Here is a 17,076-nt window from a genome sequence, read left to right as displayed (position 1 = left end):
AAGCTCATAGGGATTGTACGTTTTTTGCGTACAATTTCTGGGAGTTTTGGCTCTTTTTGTTTAGAGTGGAGGCAAGGATGGATTTTAGAACGAGAAATCAAAATCAGATTTTTGGAGTTCGGGCAACAGCTTTGATTATGAAGGACCACCAAATATTTCTTTCTTATCGAGAAGAGACTAAGAAATATTATACAATTGGTGGTGCGATTCAGGTTGGCGAATCCACAGAGAAAGCTGTCATTCGAGAGGTAAAAGAAGAGCTTGGGGTTGACGTAGTTGTCAATCAATTAGCTTTCATTGTTGAAAATGAGTTTACGGCAGTTAATGATGACGATACTCTCGATTTTCATAATATTGAGTTTCACTATATTGTAGAGCCTATTGAGGATTTACCTTCTCATATGATTGAGGAAGCTAGCTCTAGCCCTTGTTATTGGATTAATGTTGACAAACTTGTCAACATTGATGTAGTTCCAGCTTTTTTGAAAACTCATCTGCCTAGCTGGTCAGGAGAGATTGAACATATTAGAATAAAGGAGAAAAAATGACACATACATTTACAGAAGAATATGACATTATTGTCATTGGAGCAGGTCATGCGGGGGTTGAGGCTTCCTTGGCAGCGTCTCGGATGGGTTGTAAGGTTTTATTAGCGACGATTAATATTGAGATGCTAGCCTTCATGCCTTGTAATCCGTCAATTGGTGGGTCAGCTAAGGGGATTGTCGTGCGTGAGGTGGATGCCTTGGGCGGTGAAATGGCTAAAAACATCGACAAGACCTATATCCAGATGAAGATGTTAAATACTGGAAAAGGACCTGCAGTTCGTGCCCTTCGTGCACAAGCAGATAAGGAATTATACTCCAAAGAAATGCGGAAAACGGTTGAAAATCAAGAAAATCTAACTCTTCGTCAGACCATGATTGATGAAATTTTGGTCGAAGATGGTAAGGTGATTGGTGTTCGAACAGCTACGCAGCAAAAATATGCAGCAAAGGCTGTGATTGTGACAACAGGGACAGCTCTTCGTGGTGAAATTATCATTGGAGATTTGAAATATTCATCTGGACCTAATCATAGTCTGGCATCTATTACCTTGGCGGATAATTTGCGTGATTTGGGCTTAGAGATTGGTCGGTTTAAGACTGGAACACCGCCGCGGGTCAAGGCCTCCTCTATCAATTATGAGGTAACAGAGATTCAACCAGGTGATGAAAAAGCGAATCATTTCTCTTACACTTCAAGAGATGAAGATTACGTCAAAGATCAAGTCCCTTGTTGGTTGACCTATACCAATGAGACGAGTCATGAAATTATCCAAAATAATCTTCACCGAGCTCCGATGTTTTCTGGAGTGGTTAAAGGAGTGGGACCACGTTATTGCCCGTCTATCGAAGATAAAATCGTGCGTTTTGCAGACAAGGAACGTCATCAGCTTTTCCTTGAACCTGAAGGGCGCAATACAGAGGAAGTCTATGTCCAAGGTCTGTCAACGAGCTTGCCAGAAGATGTTCAGCGTGAGTTAGTGCATTCAATTAAAGGGTTGGAAAATGCGGAGATGATGCGTACAGGCTATGCGATTGAGTACGATATGATTATGCCTCATCAACTGCGAGCAACGCTTGAAACTAAGAAGATTTCAGGGTTATTTACAGCAGGACAAACCAATGGAACATCAGGTTATGAAGAGGCTGCTGGGCAAGGTATTATCGCAGGGATCAATGCTGCTTTGAAAGTTCAAGAAAAACCAGAGTTTATCTTGAAACGAAGTGATGGCTATATTGGTGTGATGATTGATGATTTGGTGACGAAAGGGACGGTGGAACCTTATCGTTTATTGACCAGTCGAGCAGAGTATCGTTTGATTTTGCGACATGATAATGCAGATATGCGCTTGACAGACATGGGTCGTGAAATTGGCTTGGTTGATGATGAGCGATGGGCACGTTTTGAAATCAAAAAACATCAATATGAAAATGAGATGAAGCGCCTAGAGTCTATTAAACTCAAGCCTATCAAGGAGACCAATGCCAAAGTGGAAGAGCTTGGCTTTAAGCCATTGACAGATGCTGTTACGGCAAAAGAATTCATGCGTCGTCCAGAAGTGAGCTATGCTGATGTTGTCAAATTTATCGGGCCTGCGGCAGAAGAGCTGGATGAGAAAATCATTGAATTGATTGAAACGGAGATCAAGTATGAAGGCTATATCTCTAAGGCTATGGATCAGGTAGAGAAGATGAAACGCATGGAAGAAAAACGGATTCCAGCGACCATTGATTGGGATGATATTGACTCGATTGCGACAGAAGCTCGTCAGAAATTCAAGAAAATCAACCCAGAGACGATTGGGCAAGCGAGCCGTATTTCCGGTGTAAATCCAGCCGATATTTCTATCCTCATGGTTTACTTGGAAGGAAAGTCACGTAGCATTTCAAAAAATCAGAAACAATAAGAAAAGTCTGGGGAGGTTTTCCCAGACTTTTTAAGTAGTCTAAGACTTGATATTTTTTCAAGCAACTGCTAGTTAGGAGTTGCTGAGCATAAAGCTCATACGGAAGATATGCTAATCTCCTTTCCAAGGGAATGGTCTTCTAAATAGAGAGATTTGAAGCAGTCAGTGGAAGACTTAATAGAGGTTCTCGAAGATAAGATAGGTTTTATAGATTTACAGAGTTTACAATATGTTGACAAAAAAGTCAATCAAATAAACAATGTCTGTAAACTAAACGAGAAATAGGCATTTAGTTGGTTTTATAATTAAGGTAAGTGATCATTGAAATAAAATCAACAAATCAGAAACTGTATATCTGTAAATAATATTTACGAAACAGTAAACAAATGATGTAAACTTTTTTTGAAAACAGGAAAAGAGGAACAAAAACAATAATATTATAGTTTTAGGCTGCTATCCATTCGCATTTTCTAGCTATTTGTGGTATAATATTCCGAATAAGAGGTTTATGATGAAAAGATTTCGTTTTGCGCCGATCCATTTTGTGATGGTAGGCATCATTTCTTTTGGAATTTTAGCTCTATTTTTACGAGTATTTGGAGATACGACGTCAACTTTGCTGGCTATTTTTTTCATTTTGTCCTTTCTTGTTTTCCTCTTGATTTATCAGGAAAAATACCATGAAGTGGATGAATTGGAGCAAATCCAGTATGTCAATGATCAGGCTGAAAACAGCCTCGCTTCTCTTCTTGATAAAATGCCTGTTGGTGTGATTAAGATTGATGAGAAGACAGGAAGTGTGGAGTGGTTTAATCCTTATGCAGAGTTGATTTTAACCAATGAGGATGGGGAATTTGATTTAGAGTTACTTCAGCAGGTTACACAGACACCCTTTAAAGAAGTGGGTTCCTATGCTGTCATTGGCTCAACGCGTTATTCTGTGTCGATGGATCGCACTTCCAATGTCTTTTATTTCTTTGATGCTTCAAGTGAGTACCAAGCAGCGACAGAGCTAGTAACGACTCGTCCTGTTATCGGGATTATCTCGGTGGATAACTATGATGATTTAGAAGATACGGTATCGGATTCGGATATTAGTCAAATCAATAGCTTCATTGCCAACTTTGTGGCGGAATTTGCAGATCAAAATGCCATGTTTTATCGACGTGTAGGGATGGACCGGTTTTATCTGTTTACAGACTATACGATGCTAGATCGTCTTATGCAGGATAAATTTGGGGTCATTGACCAGTTTCGGACAGAAGCGAAAGACAGAAATTTGCCGTTGACCTTGAGTATGGGATTTTCTTATGGTGATGGGCACCATGATCAGATTGGGAAGGTAGCTCTTTTGAACCTCAACTTAGCTGAGGTACGCGGGGGTGATCAGGCAGTGGTCAAGGAAAATGATGAACACAAAAATCCAATCTACTTTGGTGGCGGAACGGCTTCGACAGTCAAACGTACTCGCACCCGAACGCGGGCGATGATGGCTGCGATTTCTGATAAAATCACAAGTGTTGATCAAGTCTTTATCGTGGGGCACAAGAATCTTGATATGGATGCCTTAGGAGCTTCTGTTGGGATGCAGCTGTTTTCAAGTAATATTATCGACCATGCTTATGCGGTCTATGATCCGCACCAAATGGCACCGGATATTGAGCGTGCAGTTGAGCGATTGCAGGCGGAAGGGATGACCCAGTTGATTCCTGTATCAGAAGCTATGACTATGGTGACGACTCGCTCGTTACTTATCATGGTGGATCATTCCAAGACAGTATTGACGCTATCCAAAGATTTCTATGACTTGTTCCAGCAGACGATTGTCATTGACCACCATCGTAGGGACCAGGATTTCCCAGAAAATGCGGTCATCACCTATATTGAAAGTGGGGCAAGTAGTGCTAGTGAGCTGGTGACAGAATTGATTCAGTTCCAGAATTCCAAGAAAAATCGTTTGGGTAAAATGCAGGCGAGTTGCTTGATGGCTGGTATGATGTTAGATACCAAGAACTTTACAGCCCGCGTGACTAGTCGTACCTTTGATGTTGCTAGCTATTTACGGACTAGGGGAAGTGATAGTGTAGCGATTCAAGATATTTCAGCGACGGATTTTGACGAATACCGTGCAGAGCATGAGTTGATTTTAAATGGTCGCAAGCTCTTGCCGAATGTTTTATTGGCAGTAGGGCATGACGATGTGCGATATAGTACGGTGGTTATCAGTAAGGCGGCGGATGCTATGCTTGCCATGTCTGGTATTGAGGCGAGCTTTACAGTCGCACTCAATAAAAAAGGGTATGTATCTATTTCTGCTAGAAGTCGTAGTAAAATCAATGTGCAGCGGATTATGGAAGAAATGGGAGGTGGTGGACACTTTAATCTTGCCGCGGCTCAAATCACTGATAAGAGCCTATCAGCTGTATCTCAGCAATTACAGGAAATTATCATCAATGAACTTATGAAAGACAAGGAGACAGAAGAATGAAAGTTATTTTTTTAGCAGATGTAAAAGGAAAAGGGAAAAAAGGCGAAATCAAGGAAGTACCAACAGGCTATGCTCAAAATTTCTTAATTAAGAAGAATTTAGCCAAAGAAGCAACTGCACAAGCAATCGGGGAATTGCGCGGTAAACAGAAATCTGAAGAAAAAGCGCATGCAGAGATGGTTGCCGAAGCAAAAGCGATTAAGGCAAAATTGGAAGAAGAAGCAACGATTGTTGAGTTTACTGAAAAAGTGGGTCCAGATGGACGTACGTTTGGTTCGATTACAAGCAAGAAGATTGCTGAGGAATTGCAAAAGCAGTTTGGTATTAAGATTGATAAACGCCATATTCAAGTGGCTAGCCCAATTCGTGCGTTAGGCTTGATTGATGTGCCTGTGAAGATTTATCAAGATGTGACTAGTGTGATTAATTTGCGCGTGAAAGAGGGATAAATTTTTAAACGATTGAAAGAAGGAGGTTATATGGCAGAGATTGATGAATTGCGCGCGCAGCCTCAGGATATTTTGGCTGAGCAGTCTGTGCTGGGAGCGATTTTCATTGATGAGAGCAAGCTAGTCTTTGTTCGTGAGTATATCGAGCCTGCCGACTTCTTTAAATACGCTCATCGTCTGATTTTTAAGGCGATGATTGATTTGGCAGACCGTGGGGATGCGATTGATGCGGCGACTGTTCGTAATATTTTAGACAGTCAGGATGATTTGCAAAATATTGGTGGTCTGTCTTATATTGCCGATTTGGTCAATGCGGTACCGACTTCAGCCAATGCTGAGTATTATGCCAAGATTGTCGCAGAAAAGGCTGTCTTACGGCGTCTAATTAGCCGTTTGACCGAGAGTATCAATCAGGCTTATGATGGCGGAAGCCCAGCAGATGAGATTATTGCTGGTGCAGAAAAAGCTTTGATTGATGTCAGTGAGAACGCTAGTCGAAGTGGATTTAAAAATATCCGTGAAGTGCTGAATCTTAACTTTGAAAGCTTAGAGCAGCGTTCCCAGCAAACATCTGATATTACAGGGATTGCGACAGGTTATAAGGATTTGGACCACATGACGACAGGGCTACATGAGGAGGAGTTAATCATCCTTGCAGCCCGTCCTGCCGTCGGAAAGACAGCCTTTGCCCTCAATATTGCCCAGAATATCGGAACCAAGCTGGATAAGACGGTTGCGATTTTTTCTCTTGAGATGGGGGCAGAGAGCTTGGTCGATCGGATGTTAGCGGCAGAAGGCTTGATTGAGTCGCATTCGATCCGAACGGGGCAGTTGACTGATGAAGAGTGGCGGAAATATACGATTGCTCAAGGGAATCTTGCCAATGCTAGTATTTATATTGATGACACACCAGGGATTCGGATTACAGAAATTCGTTCTCGTTCGCGGAAACTAGCTCAGGAAACTGGCAATCTTGGTCTTGTTCTGATTGACTATTTGCAGTTGATTACAGGGACAGGGCGTGAAAATCGCCAACAGGAAGTATCAGAAATTTCACGACAGTTAAAGATTTTGGCTAAGGAATTGAAAGTTCCTGTCATTGCTCTCAGTCAGCTATCGCGTAGTGTTGAGCAGCGGCAGGACAAACGACCAGTTTTGTCAGATATTCGTGAATCTGGATCTATCGAGCAGGATGCCGATATCGTTGCTTTCTTGTATCGTGATGATTATTATGAGCGAGGAGGCGAGGAAGAAGAGGGCATTCCCAATAATAAGGTCGAAGTCATTATCGAGAAAAACCGGAGCGGTGCGCGTGGTACGGTGGAATTGATTTTTCAAAAGGAATACAATAAATTTTCAAGTATTTCTAAAAGAGAGGAGTAGAGCATGAGTGATGCATTTGCAGATGTTGCGAAGATGAAGAAGATTAAAGAAGAGGTTAAGGCTCACGAAGGAAAGTTAGTAGCTATGACCTTGGAAAATGGACGGAAACGTCAAAAAGATAAGATTGGTCGCTTGATTGAGGTCTATCCGTCTCTTTTCATTGTTGAGTATAGCAATGACGGGAGCAATCCAGGTGAAATTGAAAATACCTATGTGGAATCTTATACTTATTCCGATATTTTGACGGAAAAGAATTTGATTCGGTATATTCATGAAGATTGAGTTCATTGAGGTTTGATACCAATGTGTGAAAAAATCGTAAAGGGTTGTTGTTTGGCAACTCTTTCTTTTATATTATTGTTCATCCTTGGACTTTGGGCATGGAGTCGTGCCATAGACGTAGAAGATATGGATAATCGAGAGATTCTTGTTAAGGGGTCAGCACTCTATATCTATAATCACTATGAAAATGTCACATCTATTGAGTATGATCATTTCAAGGTATCGAGCTTTGAATTAGGCTCTCGTATCTATTCTTTTGATATTACAGTTAATGGTCGGCATATCTTTAGCTTAGAAGGTCCAAAATTTGTGTCTGAACGCTTGGATGCTGAGGCTGAGATTTGGGCGGCGGAGGTAGATAGTGAGCCTGAGTCTGCGCTCCCTAAAAAAGAAGTTCCGACAGAAATGACGTCATTGCCACCTTCTGTAAAAGTCATAGATAAAACAGCTGACAAATAAGGATTGAGAAAGTCTGTTGAGCAGCTATTTTGAAGTGATTTTTAAGATGAAGAATAATACTAAACAGGCAAGTTTGCTCGTTTTGCTAGAGAGCATTCTCCTTGACTTTTGAGCATGGTTCCGCTATCATTAGAGATAGATATGGGAGTCTGTGTACAGTCTGAGAGGAAGTGTAAGCTTCGACCGCACCTGATCTGGGTAATGCCAGCGTAGGGAATTCATTACATGTAGGAGATAGGCTATCTGGTTTTATGAAGCTAGGAGCTACTGTAATATGAAGACGCGAAAACACCTTATTCCTGTATGGATGAGGTGCTTTTTGTTGAGTTAAAGGAAAGGAGAGAAAATGAGAGTAATCAAGGAGCGGTTGCGGAGCTGGGTAGGGGTGTTAAGTTTACTTGTTTTGCTATTGATATGGCAAGGAGCAGGTATTTTAGGATTTTTACCGAAATTTATCCTGCCAACACCAGTTGAGATTTTAGCAGCTTTCATAAGAGATCATGAGATGCTCCTTTTTCATAGTTTAGCAACGATTAAAGTTGCTTTACTAGGGTTGGTATTAGGGACTGTTTTAGCTCTTGTAACAGCGATTGTAATGGATCAGTTGCCGATTCTCTACGATGCTATTTATCCTTTATTGGTAGTGGTTCAAACTATCCCAACCATTGCTTTGGCGCCGATTTTGGTCTTGTGGTTGGGGTATGGCATTTTACCTAAATTAGTGCTCATTTTGTTGACAACGACCTTTCCCATTATCATTAGTTTGTTGGATGGTTTTAAGCAGTGTGATCGTGATGCGCTGGTCTTATTTCAGCTCATGCAAGCCAAATGGTGGCAGATTTTATGGCATTTTAAGCTGCCAGCTAGTCTTCCTTATTTCTTTGCGGGCCTACGAGTCAGCGTGTCCTATGCGTTTATTACCACGGTTGTATCGGAATGGTTGGGTGGCTTTGAAGGATTGGGAGTCTATATGATCCAGTCTAAAAAGCTCTTTCAGTACGATACTATGTTTGCAATTATTATTTTAGTCTCCTTGATTAGTCTCTTTGGTATGCAGCTGGTCAAGGTTTTGGAAAAGCGCTTATTGCGCTTTTAAGTAGAACAGGAGATTCTCATGAAACGAAAATGGATGATGTTAGCAGCTCTTTCTTTGCTTTTAGTGGCGTGTGGCAAGGGAAATCAGAGGAGTGAAGGTGAAAAAATTGATTTTATCTTAGATTGGACACCAAATACCAATCATACTGGCTTATATGTGGCACAGGAAAAGGGGTATTTTAAAGAGGCTGGTGTGGATGTGGATATTAAGTTGCCTCCAGAGGATAGCTCGTCTGATCTGGTCATCAATGGCAAGGCACCGTTTGCCATTTCTTTCCAAGATTCTATGGCTAAGAAATTGGAAAAAGGAGCGGAAATGACAGCAGTAGCAGCTATTGTCGAGCACAATACGTCGGGAATTATCTCAAAAAGCTCGGCAGGTATTACTAATCCTAAAGACTTGGTTGAAAAAACATACGGTACTTGGAATGACCCAATTGAGCTTGCGATGGTGGAAACCTTGGTCAAGGATCAAGGTGGAGATGTTGAGAAGGTCAAAAAAGTGCCCAATACGGATTCTAATTCTATTACGCCGATAGAAAATGGTAGTTTTGATGCGGCTTGGATCTACTATGGCTGGGATGGAATACTTGCTAAATCGCAAGGGATAGAAACCAATTTCTTTTATATGACAGATTATGCTAAGGAGTTGGATTATTATTCGCCGGTGATTATTGCCAATAACACCTATTTGAAAGAGCATAAAGAGGAAGCGCGTGGAGTGATTCAGGCGATAAAAAAAGGCTACCAATACGCTATGGAGCATCCTAAAGAAGCGGCGGATATTCTCATCAAGCATGCACCAGCTCTTGAAAAAGAGCGTGCTTTTGTCGAAGAATCCCAAGCTTATCTGTCTCAGCATTATGCAGAAAAGAAGGAAACATGGGGAAGATTTGACGCTAAACGTTGGAATGCTTTTTACGATTGGGCAGAGAAAAACGGAGTATTGGAAAAGAATTTGGAGAATACCGGTTTTACCAATGAATTTGTGGAGTAGAGATGAGATTACGAGTAGCCAATCTAAGCCATGATTATGGCAAAGAGATGATTTTACGAAATATTAACCTAGAGGTTGCAGCAGGGGAAATTGTTGCTATTTTAGGTCCGAGTGGTGTCGGAAAGACCACCCTGTTTAACCTAATTGCAGGGATTTTGGATGTTAAAAATGGGGAAATTAGCTTGGATGGAGAGCGCAATCCTAAGGGAAAAGTGAGCTATATGCTCCAAAAAGATTTGTTACTGGAGCATAAGACGGTTTTAGGAAATGTCAGTCTACCCTTGCGCATAAAAGGGGTAAAGAAAGAGTTGGCAGAAGAGCGAGCTTTGGAGCTTTTAAAAGAGTTTGGCTTGGCAGATGTGAAATCATCTTACCCACATGAATTAAGCGGGGGGATGCGGCAACGAATCGCACTCCTTAGAACTTATTTATTTGGTCCATCCTTCTTTTTGCTCGATGAGCCTTTTAGTGCCTTGGATGAGTTGACCAAGGCAGAATTGCACGCTTGGTACTTGAATATTCACCAAAGTCTTGGTCTGACTAGCCTTCTAATCACGCATAGTCTCGATGAAGCCTTAACGCTTAGCAATCGAATTTATCTGCTCAATCACCGTCCAGGTGAAATTGTCAAAGAGATAAAGTTGCATTGGGCAGATACGGAAGATAAAGAAGTACAAAAACTAGCCTATAAGAAAGAAATCTTAGATTGCCTAGCAAAAGTGTAGAAAAACCTTTACAGGAAAATATAAATATGGTATAATAAAGCTTATGTGAAATAGCAGCGGAGGAATATGAAGCTCGTCAACAGGTATCTTTCTGCTTGCTTTAGCTCTCTCTATGTCGTTATCGAATCTTGCTGTACCCTCGGTACTTCCTGCGATTCGTTGCTGAGTAGTAAGAACTAAACTCAAGTAGAAATTTATAATCAGTAACCTTAGCTGTTTAGGCGAAGGGTACCTGCACGAATCAGGATTTCTCAAAGACTATTTCCATAAAAAATTACTTTATGGAGGACATTATTATGTCACGTTATACAGGACCATCTTGGAAACAAGCTCGTCGTCTTGGTTTGTCACTTACAGGTACAGGTAAAGAGCTTGCTCGTCGTAACTATGTACCAGGTCAACATGGACCAAACAACCGTAGCAAATTGTCAGAATACGGTTTGCAATTGGCTGAAAAACAAAAACTTCGTTTCACTTACGGTGTAGGTGAGAAACAATTCCGTAACTTGTTCGTACAAGCTACAAAAATCAAAGGCGGAATCCTTGGTTTCAACTTCATGCTTCTTCTTGAGCGTCGTTTGGATAACGTTGTTTACCGTCTTGGTCTTGCAACTACTCGTCGTCAAGCACGTCAATTTGTAAACCACGGTCACATCCTTGTTGACGGAAAACGCGTTGACATCCCTAGCTACCGTGTTGAAGTTGGTCAAGTGATTTCAGTTCGTGAGAAATCAATGAAAGTTCCTGCAATTCTTGAAGCTGTTGAAGCAACTCTTGGACGTCCAGCATTCGTATCATTCGATGCTGATAAACTTGAAGGATCATTGACTCGCCTTCCAGAACGCGACGAAATCAACCCAGAAATTAACGAAGCACTTGTCGTTGAATTCTACAACAAAATGCTTTAATTTCAAAGCTTACCTTTCAAAAAGCCTACTTTCTGTGGGCTTTTTTTCTTGTGGTTTTTTAGGATTAGGAGAATGAAAAAAGGCTGGAGTAAGCACCCTTTTGGTTAACTGTCTGACATGGGTTTGTGTTTTATAGTCATTTAGTTTTAATTTATTACTTTGTTACCTCATCTTGCTTCAACAGTCTACTGGACTGTTGAAGGTGGGAAATAATCCTTCGTTAATCCCAGTTACGTCTGTGACTCGTTGCCTCGTACTAAATCAAAACTAAACAACTATATATAGTTAGAGCAAGGGTAATGCAACTAATTTTGAGCATCAGTGATGGAAGTTTTGCGTCACATCAATAAAAAAATAGAGACCAGTATATCTTTACTGAGTCTCTTGATTTTTTGACTAAAAATAAGGAAGTAAGAACCTGCTTGTTCCTTTCTTCCTTTATTGGTATACATGATTAGTTTGGACGATTTCTTGAGACGAACTTAATCTTGAAGAAGTCAGCTCGTTTGTAAGTTTCATCGTATTCAATGACTTGGCCAGTCGCTTCCAGTTGTGTTGTTTTTTCTTGATAGACCACTGGGAAGGTCTTATCAATTTCAAGCACTTGGCAGATGTCTTCTGGAGTTGGGAACAAGATAACATTGCTTTCTTCAAAATGCTCGTCATTTAAGTGGATATGATAATCTTCTTTGAATCGTTTGTAAATTGAGCTGTAATAAGACAAGTCTGGGTAGTTAGCGTTGATGTATTGCTCAGGGATGTAGGATCTGTCATAGAGATAGACTACTCCTTTTGCCTTACGGATACGCTCAATTTTGTAGTAGAATTGTGTGTTTTTCAAGCCTAGCTTTTCTAGGATATGATCTTCGTTTTCTCGTTCGATAGAAAGTACCGTTACTTGGTCATCATCTTGAGAGTCAAAGAGTTCTACATCAGAGAATTCTACTAATTTGTGCTTACGAGCACGAGATACGAAAGTACCTTTTCCTTGCTGGCGGATAATGTAGCCATCTTTAGCAAGTTCATTGAGTGCTCTGACAACTGTAATGGAACTAACATTGTACAGAGCAATCAGTTCAGCCTCCGTATAGAATTTATCTCCATTTTCAAATTGACCTGAGATAATTTTATTTTTTAGTTCGTCCTTGATATACTGGTATTTAGGGACAACCATATCTTTCACCTCACTTTGATTTTTTCCTTCTCATTATGAATTGTACCACATTTTTTAAAAAATTTGTTAAAAAGTATTGACATTTTTTAAAACATATAATATATTAAGTAGTGAAAACGATTACTTAAGTTTTCTTTAAGGAAAGAAGGTGGGTATTTGGCAAGATTTGAGATAAAAGATGATTTCTATTTAGATGGAGCATCCTTTAAGATTTTGTCAGGTGCTATCCATTATTTCCGGATTCATCCAGATGACTGGTATCATTCTCTCTATAATTTGAAAGCTCTAGGCTTCAATACAGTTGAAACCTATGTTCCTTGGAATATGCATGAGCCAAGAGAGGGAGAGTTTGATTTCACAGGAATCTTGGATTTGGAACGATTTCTAACGCTTGCTCAAGATTTAGGCCTGTATGCTATTGTACGTCCTTCTCCCTTTATCTGTGCAGAATGGGAATTCGGAGGTTTGCCAGCTTGGCTATTAGAAAAAGAGATGCGTATCCGTTCTTCGGATCCTCGATTTTTAGAAACTGTTGCTCGCTATTATGCTGTTTTATTGCCGAAACTATTACCATATCAACTGAATAACGGAGGTAACATCCTCATGATGCAGATTGAAAATGAATATGGTTCTTACGGTGAGGATAAAGCTTATCTGCGTGCGATTCGCGATTTAATGGTCAAAGCTGGTGTGACTTGTCCGCTGTTTACATCGGATGGGCCGTGGCGTGCGACACTTAGAGCAGGGACGTTGATTGAAGAAGACATCTTTGTGACTGGAAATTTTGGATCTAAAGGAGCCTTTAATTTCTCACAAATGCAAGACTTTTTTGAGGAGCATGGAAAACAGTGGCCGCTGATGTGCATGGAATTTTGGGATGGTTGGTTTAATCGTTGGAAAGAGCCGATTATCACGAGAGAGCCAAAAGAGTTGGCAGAGGCTGTCCGAGAAGTTATGGAGCAAGGGTCGATTAATCTCTATATGTTTCATGGGGGAACAAACTTTGGTTTTATGAATGGATGCTCAGCACGAGGAACCATTGATTTGCCACAAGTGACCTCTTATGACTATGATGCTCTACTCAATGAGCAGGGGAATCCAACGCCGAAGTATTTTGCGGTTCAGCAGATGATGAAAGAGCATTTCTCAGAGTATCCGATCAAAGAGCCTTTGGTGAAAGAGTGCTTGGAGTTGAGCGATATTCCTTTGACTGCTAAGGTGAGCTTGTTTGAAACCTTGGAGAGTCTATCAGAGTCAACTCATACTTCTTATCCAAAGCGGATGGAAGAGTTGGGTCAATACTATGGCTACCATCTCTATCGGACTCAGGCAGAATGGGATGCGGATGAAGAAAAGATTCGGGTCATTGATGGCCGGGATCGGATGCAACTCTTTGTTGATGGGGAGAAAGTCTCGATTCAGTATCAGACAGAGATTGGAGAAGATATCTTTGTCACAGCTGAAAAGAGGAAAAATCATCAGATTGACATTCTCATGGAAAATATGGGGCGTGTTAATTATGGACACAAGCTTCTTGCGGATACCCAGAGAAAAGGGATTCGAACAGGCGTTTGTAAAGATCTTCATTTCTTACTTGATTGGAAACAATATCCGCTTGATTTGACTAATATTGAGCAGGTAGATTTTTCAAAAGAGTGGCAGGAAGGTCAGCCAGCTTTCTATGCTTTTGACGTGAAAATGAAAGCGCTTAATGATGCTTATGTAGATTTGACTGGATTTGGAAAGGGCGTTGCCTTTGTCAATGGTGTCAATATCGGACGTTTTTGGAATGTCGGACCGACACTTTCCCTGTATATTCCACATGGACTGCTTAAAGAGGGCAATAATCGCATTGTCATCTTTGAGACGGAAGGGGAATATCAGGAAATGATTCACTTTGTTAAAAAACCTATATTGAAACAAATAAAGGGGGAAAACTTATGACAATTATAGGAACTCGTATTGATGGACGTTTGATCCATGGTCAAGTAGCCAATCTTTGGACTACTAAATTGAACATTTCTCGTATCATGGTTGTTGACGATGAAGTAGTCAACAGTGATATTGAAAAATCAGGCTTGAAATTGGCTTGCCCGCCAGGAGTGAAATTGTCTGTATTGACGATTGAAAAGGCAGCAGCCAATATCCTAGCAGGAAAATATGACTCACAACGTCTCTTTATCGTTGCTAAACGTCCAGCGCCAATTCTAGGCTTGGTAGAGCGTGGTGTAGCGATTCCTGAGCTAAATGTCGGCAATATGTCTCAATCACCTGAAACACGCTCTGTGACACGTTCTGTTAACGTTGTTGACGAAGACATTCGTGTATTTGACGGCTTAGATGCCAAAGGCGTGAAATTGATTCACCAAATGGTGCCAGGTGACACCGCTAAAGATTTCTTACCATTGCTTGCAAAGGTGAGATAGTTCATTTGTTCATAACATTTTTAAAAAATTTTAGGAGGTTACATCATGATTCAATGGTGGCAAATTCTTTTACTTACCTTGTACTCAGCTTATCAAATCTGTGATGAGTTGACCATCGTATCTTCAGCAGGTTCGCCTGTATTTGCAGGTTTCATTACAGGACTTGTCATGGGAGATTTGAAGACAGGTCTGTTTATCGGTGGTTCTCTTCAATTGGTAGTGCTTGGGGTTGGTACCTTTGGTGGTGCGTCTCGTATTGACGCGACATCTGGTGCGGTTTTGGCGACTGCTTTCTCAGTAGCACAAGGAATTGATGCTGAGCTTGCAATCTCAACAATTGCGGTGCCAGTGGCAGCACTTCTTACTTATGCCGATATCCTCGGTCGTTTCTCAACTACTTACTTCGCTCACCGTGTGGATGCAGCCGTTGAACGCTTTGACTACAAAGGCATTGAGCGTAACTACCTTCTAGGTGCGATTCCTTGGGCAGCTTCTCGTGCGGTGCCAGTGCTTTTTGCCCTTGCATTTGGTGGAGGTTTCGTTCAAACTGTTGTAGATCTTATTAAACAATATCAATGGTTTGCAGATGGTTTGACTCTTGCAGCTCGTATGCTTCCAGGTCTAGGGTTTGCAATCTTGCTTCACTACCTTCCACTCAAACGCAACCTTCACTATCTTGGTCTAGGTTTTGCAATTACAGCAATGTTGACAACTGTCTTTGGTGGTCTTCAAGCACTTAGTGGTGCTGTTGGCACACTTGCAGGCGCTTATGATGAAAAAGCAGAAGCTGCGATTGGTTTTGCCTCTTCAGCATTTGACAAAGGGCTTCCAATGATCGGTGTAGCTATCGTCGGTATCGCTCTTGCTGTCCTTCACTATAAAAATAGCCAAAATGTAACAGTGGTTGCAGCGCCATCTAACTCAGAAAGTGGGGAAATCGAAGATGATGAAGTCTAATTACAAACTTACCAAAGAAGATTTTAATCAAATTAACAAACGTAGTATGTTCACTTACCAACTTGGTTGGAACTATGAACGGATGCAAGGTTCTGGTTATCTTTACATGCTCTTGCCACAACTTCGTAAAATGTACGGAGACGGCACTCCTGAGCTAAAAGAAATGATGCAACTGCATACGCAATTCTTTAATACATCACCATTCTTCCATACAATTATCGCAGGTATCGACCTTGCCTTGGAAGAAAATGAAGGTGTTGCTTCTAAAGATGCGGTAAACGGTGTAAAAACTGGTTTGATGGGACCATTTGCTCCTATCGGAGACTCTATCTTTGGCTCTCTTGTTCCAGCGATTATGGGTTCTATCGCTGCAACGATGGCAAAAGAAAATAGCTTTATTGGTATTCTTCTTTGGATGGCAGTAGCAGTAGGTTATGATATCTTCCGTTGGAAACAACTTGAAGTAGCTTATAAAGAAGGTACAGCTCTTGTCACAACCATGCGTGATAAATTGACTGCCTTGGTTGATGCGGCTTCTGTTCTTGGGGTCTTCATGCTTGGTGCCTTGATTGCAACCATGATTAACGTAGAAGTATCTTGGGTTCCTCATGTTGGTGACAAAGCGATTGATATTCAAGCTATGATCAATCAAATCTTCCCACGCTTGGTACCAGCTGTGGTTACAGGAGCTATCTTCTGGTTACTTGGTCGTAAAGGTATGACTTCTACAAAAGCAATCTTGATTATCATTGCCATCGCTCTTGGTTTGTCTGCCCTTGGTCGCTTCGCATTTGGAATGGGAGTGTAAGATATTATTTATGAGTAAACATTTAGTATTGGTCAGCCATGGTCAATTCTGTGAAGGCTTAAAACAAAGTACAGAGATGATTATGGGACCTCAAGAAAACATTCATACTGTATCATTGCTACCAGCAGAAGGTCCAGAAGAGTTTCAAGCAAAATTCTTGGATACCATTAAAGACTTGGATGATTTCGTTGTCTTTGCCGACTTGATGGGCGGTACTCCTTGTAATGTAGTCAGCAGACTCATTATGGAAGGACAGGAAATTGATCTTTATGCAGGAATGAATATGCCGATGGTGATTCGCTTCATCAATGACGCTCTTCTAGGAACAACATCAAATTACCATGAAAGCACTTCAGAGTACGTTCAATATGTCAATGAAATCCTCAGTGGCATGGCAGACGATGAAGATGAATAAATAGGATGTGGAAAGGGGCTGGGATTGATTTCTAGTTCCCTTTCTTTTTTGAAATGGT

Annotated in this window: 17 protein-coding genes and 1 riboswitch; of the genes, 16 read left to right on the top strand and 1 reads right to left on the bottom strand. The window is 41.0% G+C overall.

The genetic code is table 11. From position 1 onward, the window contains the following. The first annotated feature begins 77 nt into the window (after positions 1-77). The 11 genes from AB1I63_08075 (at position 78) to rpsD (ending at position 11,238) form a co-directional block, all read left to right on the top strand. Positions 78-548: an NUDIX domain-containing protein gene (locus AB1I63_08075; protein ID MEW4354830.1), complete on the top strand. Its 471-nt coding sequence runs from the start codon at positions 78-80 to the stop codon at positions 546-548. Then, positions 545-2,452, top strand: a complete 1,908-nt coding sequence (mnmG, locus tag AB1I63_08070) for a tRNA uridine-5-carboxymethylaminomethyl(34) synthesis enzyme MnmG (GenBank protein MEW4354829.1) — start codon at positions 545-547, stop codon at positions 2,450-2,452. Before AB1I63_08075 ends, mnmG begins: the two co-directional genes overlap by 4 nt. Positions 2,453-2,963: 511 nt before the next feature. Continuing rightward, a complete protein-coding gene (locus AB1I63_08065; protein ID MEW4354828.1) occupies positions 2,964-4,940 on the top strand; it encodes a DHH family phosphoesterase in 1,977 nt (658 codons plus the stop codon). Beyond that, a complete protein-coding gene (gene rplI / locus AB1I63_08060) occupies positions 4,937-5,389 on the top strand; it encodes a 50S ribosomal protein L9 (GenBank protein MEW4354827.1) in 453 nt (150 codons plus the stop codon). Before AB1I63_08065 ends, rplI begins: the two co-directional genes overlap by 4 nt. Positions 5,390-5,419: 30 nt before the next feature. Next, on the top strand, positions 5,420-6,772 hold the full coding sequence (dnaB, locus tag AB1I63_08055) for a replicative DNA helicase (GenBank protein MEW4354826.1): 1,353 nt from the start codon (positions 5,420-5,422) through the stop codon (positions 6,770-6,772). Between the two features lie 3 nt (positions 6,773-6,775). Then, complete coding sequence (locus tag AB1I63_08050; protein ID MEW4354825.1) at positions 6,776-7,054, top strand: Veg family protein; 279 nt, start codon at positions 6,776-6,778, stop codon at positions 7,052-7,054. Between the two features lie 21 nt (positions 7,055-7,075). After that, positions 7,076-7,513: a hypothetical protein gene (locus tag AB1I63_08045; protein MEW4354824.1), complete on the top strand. Its 438-nt coding sequence runs from the start codon at positions 7,076-7,078 to the stop codon at positions 7,511-7,513. Between the two features lie 131 nt (positions 7,514-7,644). Next, positions 7,645-7,746: riboswitch (TPP riboswitch) on the top strand. Between the two features lie 113 nt (positions 7,747-7,859). Further along, positions 7,860-8,609 carry an ABC transporter permease gene (locus AB1I63_08040; GenBank protein ID MEW4354823.1) on the top strand — a complete coding sequence of 250 codons (750 nt, stop codon included), beginning with the start codon at positions 7,860-7,862 and terminating at the stop codon, positions 8,607-8,609. Between the two features lie 18 nt (positions 8,610-8,627). Then, complete coding sequence (locus AB1I63_08035) at positions 8,628-9,605, top strand: ABC transporter substrate-binding protein (GenBank protein MEW4354822.1); 978 nt, start codon at positions 8,628-8,630, stop codon at positions 9,603-9,605. 2 nt (positions 9,606-9,607) lie between these two features. After that, positions 9,608-10,330, top strand: coding sequence for an ABC transporter ATP-binding protein (locus AB1I63_08030; protein ID MEW4354821.1), 723 nt, complete (start codon positions 9,608-9,610; stop codon positions 10,328-10,330). A gap of 296 nt (positions 10,331-10,626) precedes the next feature. Further along, positions 10,627-11,238: a 30S ribosomal protein S4 gene (rpsD, locus tag AB1I63_08025; protein ID MEW4354820.1), complete on the top strand. Its 612-nt coding sequence runs from the start codon at positions 10,627-10,629 to the stop codon at positions 11,236-11,238. Between the two features lie 454 nt (positions 11,239-11,692). On the opposite strand, the gene AB1I63_08020 is transcribed toward rpsD, so the two are convergent. Further along, positions 11,693-12,412, bottom strand: a complete 720-nt coding sequence (locus AB1I63_08020) for a GntR family transcriptional regulator (protein ID MEW4354819.1) — start codon at positions 12,410-12,412, stop codon at positions 11,693-11,695. Positions 12,413-12,568: 156 nt separating this feature from the next. On the opposite strand from AB1I63_08020, the gene AB1I63_08015 reads away from it, so the two are divergent. From AB1I63_08015 to AB1I63_07995, 5 genes are read left to right on the top strand one after another with little or no spacing between them, the layout of a single operon-like run. Next, the gene (locus AB1I63_08015) at positions 12,569-14,356 is read left to right on the top strand and encodes a glycoside hydrolase family 35 protein (GenBank protein MEW4354818.1); all 1,788 of its coding nucleotides are present in this window, start codon (positions 12,569-12,571) and stop codon (positions 14,354-14,356) included. Then, positions 14,353-14,838 (top strand): PTS system mannose/fructose/N-acetylgalactosamine-transporter subunit IIB, encoded by a 486-nt coding sequence (locus AB1I63_08010; GenBank protein MEW4354817.1) that lies wholly within the window; start codon positions 14,353-14,355, stop codon positions 14,836-14,838. The genes AB1I63_08015 and AB1I63_08010 overlap by 4 nt, the downstream gene beginning before the upstream one ends. A 45-nt stretch (positions 14,839-14,883) precedes the next feature. Beyond that, on the top strand, positions 14,884-15,795 hold the full coding sequence (locus tag AB1I63_08005) for a PTS mannose/fructose/sorbose/N-acetylgalactosamine transporter subunit IIC (GenBank protein MEW4354816.1): 912 nt from the start codon (positions 14,884-14,886) through the stop codon (positions 15,793-15,795). Then, positions 15,782-16,603: a PTS system mannose/fructose/sorbose family transporter subunit IID gene (locus AB1I63_08000; protein ID MEW4354815.1), complete on the top strand. Its 822-nt coding sequence runs from the start codon at positions 15,782-15,784 to the stop codon at positions 16,601-16,603. Before AB1I63_08005 ends, AB1I63_08000 begins: the two co-directional genes overlap by 14 nt. A gap of 10 nt (positions 16,604-16,613) precedes the next feature. After that, complete coding sequence (locus tag AB1I63_07995; protein MEW4354814.1) at positions 16,614-17,018, top strand: PTS sugar transporter subunit IIA; 405 nt, start codon at positions 16,614-16,616, stop codon at positions 17,016-17,018. The last annotated feature ends 58 nt before the right edge of the window (positions 17,019-17,076 follow it).

The organism is Streptococcus pneumoniae, assembly GCA_040719455.1.
GTDB lineage: Bacteria > Bacillota > Bacilli > Lactobacillales > Streptococcaceae > Streptococcus > Streptococcus pneumoniae_G.
The sequence above is the reverse complement of the archived record's forward strand: the minus strand, read 5'-3'. Positions and strand labels throughout refer to the sequence as shown.

Excerpts from the sequence above, each read along its gene's own strand:
- AB1I63_08075 (MEW4354830.1), top strand. The coding sequence starts at position 78 with ATGGATTTTAGAACGAGAAATCAAAATCAGATTTTTGGAGTTCGGGCA.
- mnmG (MEW4354829.1), top strand. The coding sequence starts at position 545 with ATGACACATACATTTACAGAAGAATATGACATTATTGTCATTGGAGCA.
- AB1I63_08065 (MEW4354828.1), top strand. The coding sequence starts at position 2,964 with ATGAAAAGATTTCGTTTTGCGCCGATCCATTTTGTGATGGTAGGCATC.
- rplI (MEW4354827.1), top strand. The coding sequence starts at position 4,937 with ATGAAAGTTATTTTTTTAGCAGATGTAAAAGGAAAAGGGAAAAAAGGC.
- dnaB (MEW4354826.1), top strand. The coding sequence starts at position 5,420 with ATGGCAGAGATTGATGAATTGCGCGCGCAGCCTCAGGATATTTTGGCT.
- AB1I63_08050 (MEW4354825.1), top strand. The coding sequence starts at position 6,776 with ATGAGTGATGCATTTGCAGATGTTGCGAAGATGAAGAAGATTAAAGAA.
- AB1I63_08045 (MEW4354824.1), top strand. The coding sequence starts at position 7,076 with ATGTGTGAAAAAATCGTAAAGGGTTGTTGTTTGGCAACTCTTTCTTTT.
- AB1I63_08040 (MEW4354823.1), top strand. The coding sequence starts at position 7,860 with ATGAGAGTAATCAAGGAGCGGTTGCGGAGCTGGGTAGGGGTGTTAAGT.
- AB1I63_08035 (MEW4354822.1), top strand. The coding sequence starts at position 8,628 with ATGAAACGAAAATGGATGATGTTAGCAGCTCTTTCTTTGCTTTTAGTG.
- AB1I63_08030 (MEW4354821.1), top strand. The coding sequence starts at position 9,608 with ATGAGATTACGAGTAGCCAATCTAAGCCATGATTATGGCAAAGAGATG.
- rpsD (MEW4354820.1), top strand. The coding sequence starts at position 10,627 with ATGTCACGTTATACAGGACCATCTTGGAAACAAGCTCGTCGTCTTGGT.
- AB1I63_08020 (MEW4354819.1), bottom strand. The coding sequence starts at position 12,412 with ATGGTTGTCCCTAAATACCAGTATATCAAGGACGAACTAAAAAATAAA.
- AB1I63_08010 (MEW4354817.1), top strand. The coding sequence starts at position 14,353 with ATGACAATTATAGGAACTCGTATTGATGGACGTTTGATCCATGGTCAA.
- AB1I63_08005 (MEW4354816.1), top strand. The coding sequence starts at position 14,884 with ATGATTCAATGGTGGCAAATTCTTTTACTTACCTTGTACTCAGCTTAT.
- AB1I63_08000 (MEW4354815.1), top strand. The coding sequence starts at position 15,782 with ATGATGAAGTCTAATTACAAACTTACCAAAGAAGATTTTAATCAAATT.
- AB1I63_07995 (MEW4354814.1), top strand. The coding sequence starts at position 16,614 with ATGAGTAAACATTTAGTATTGGTCAGCCATGGTCAATTCTGTGAAGGC.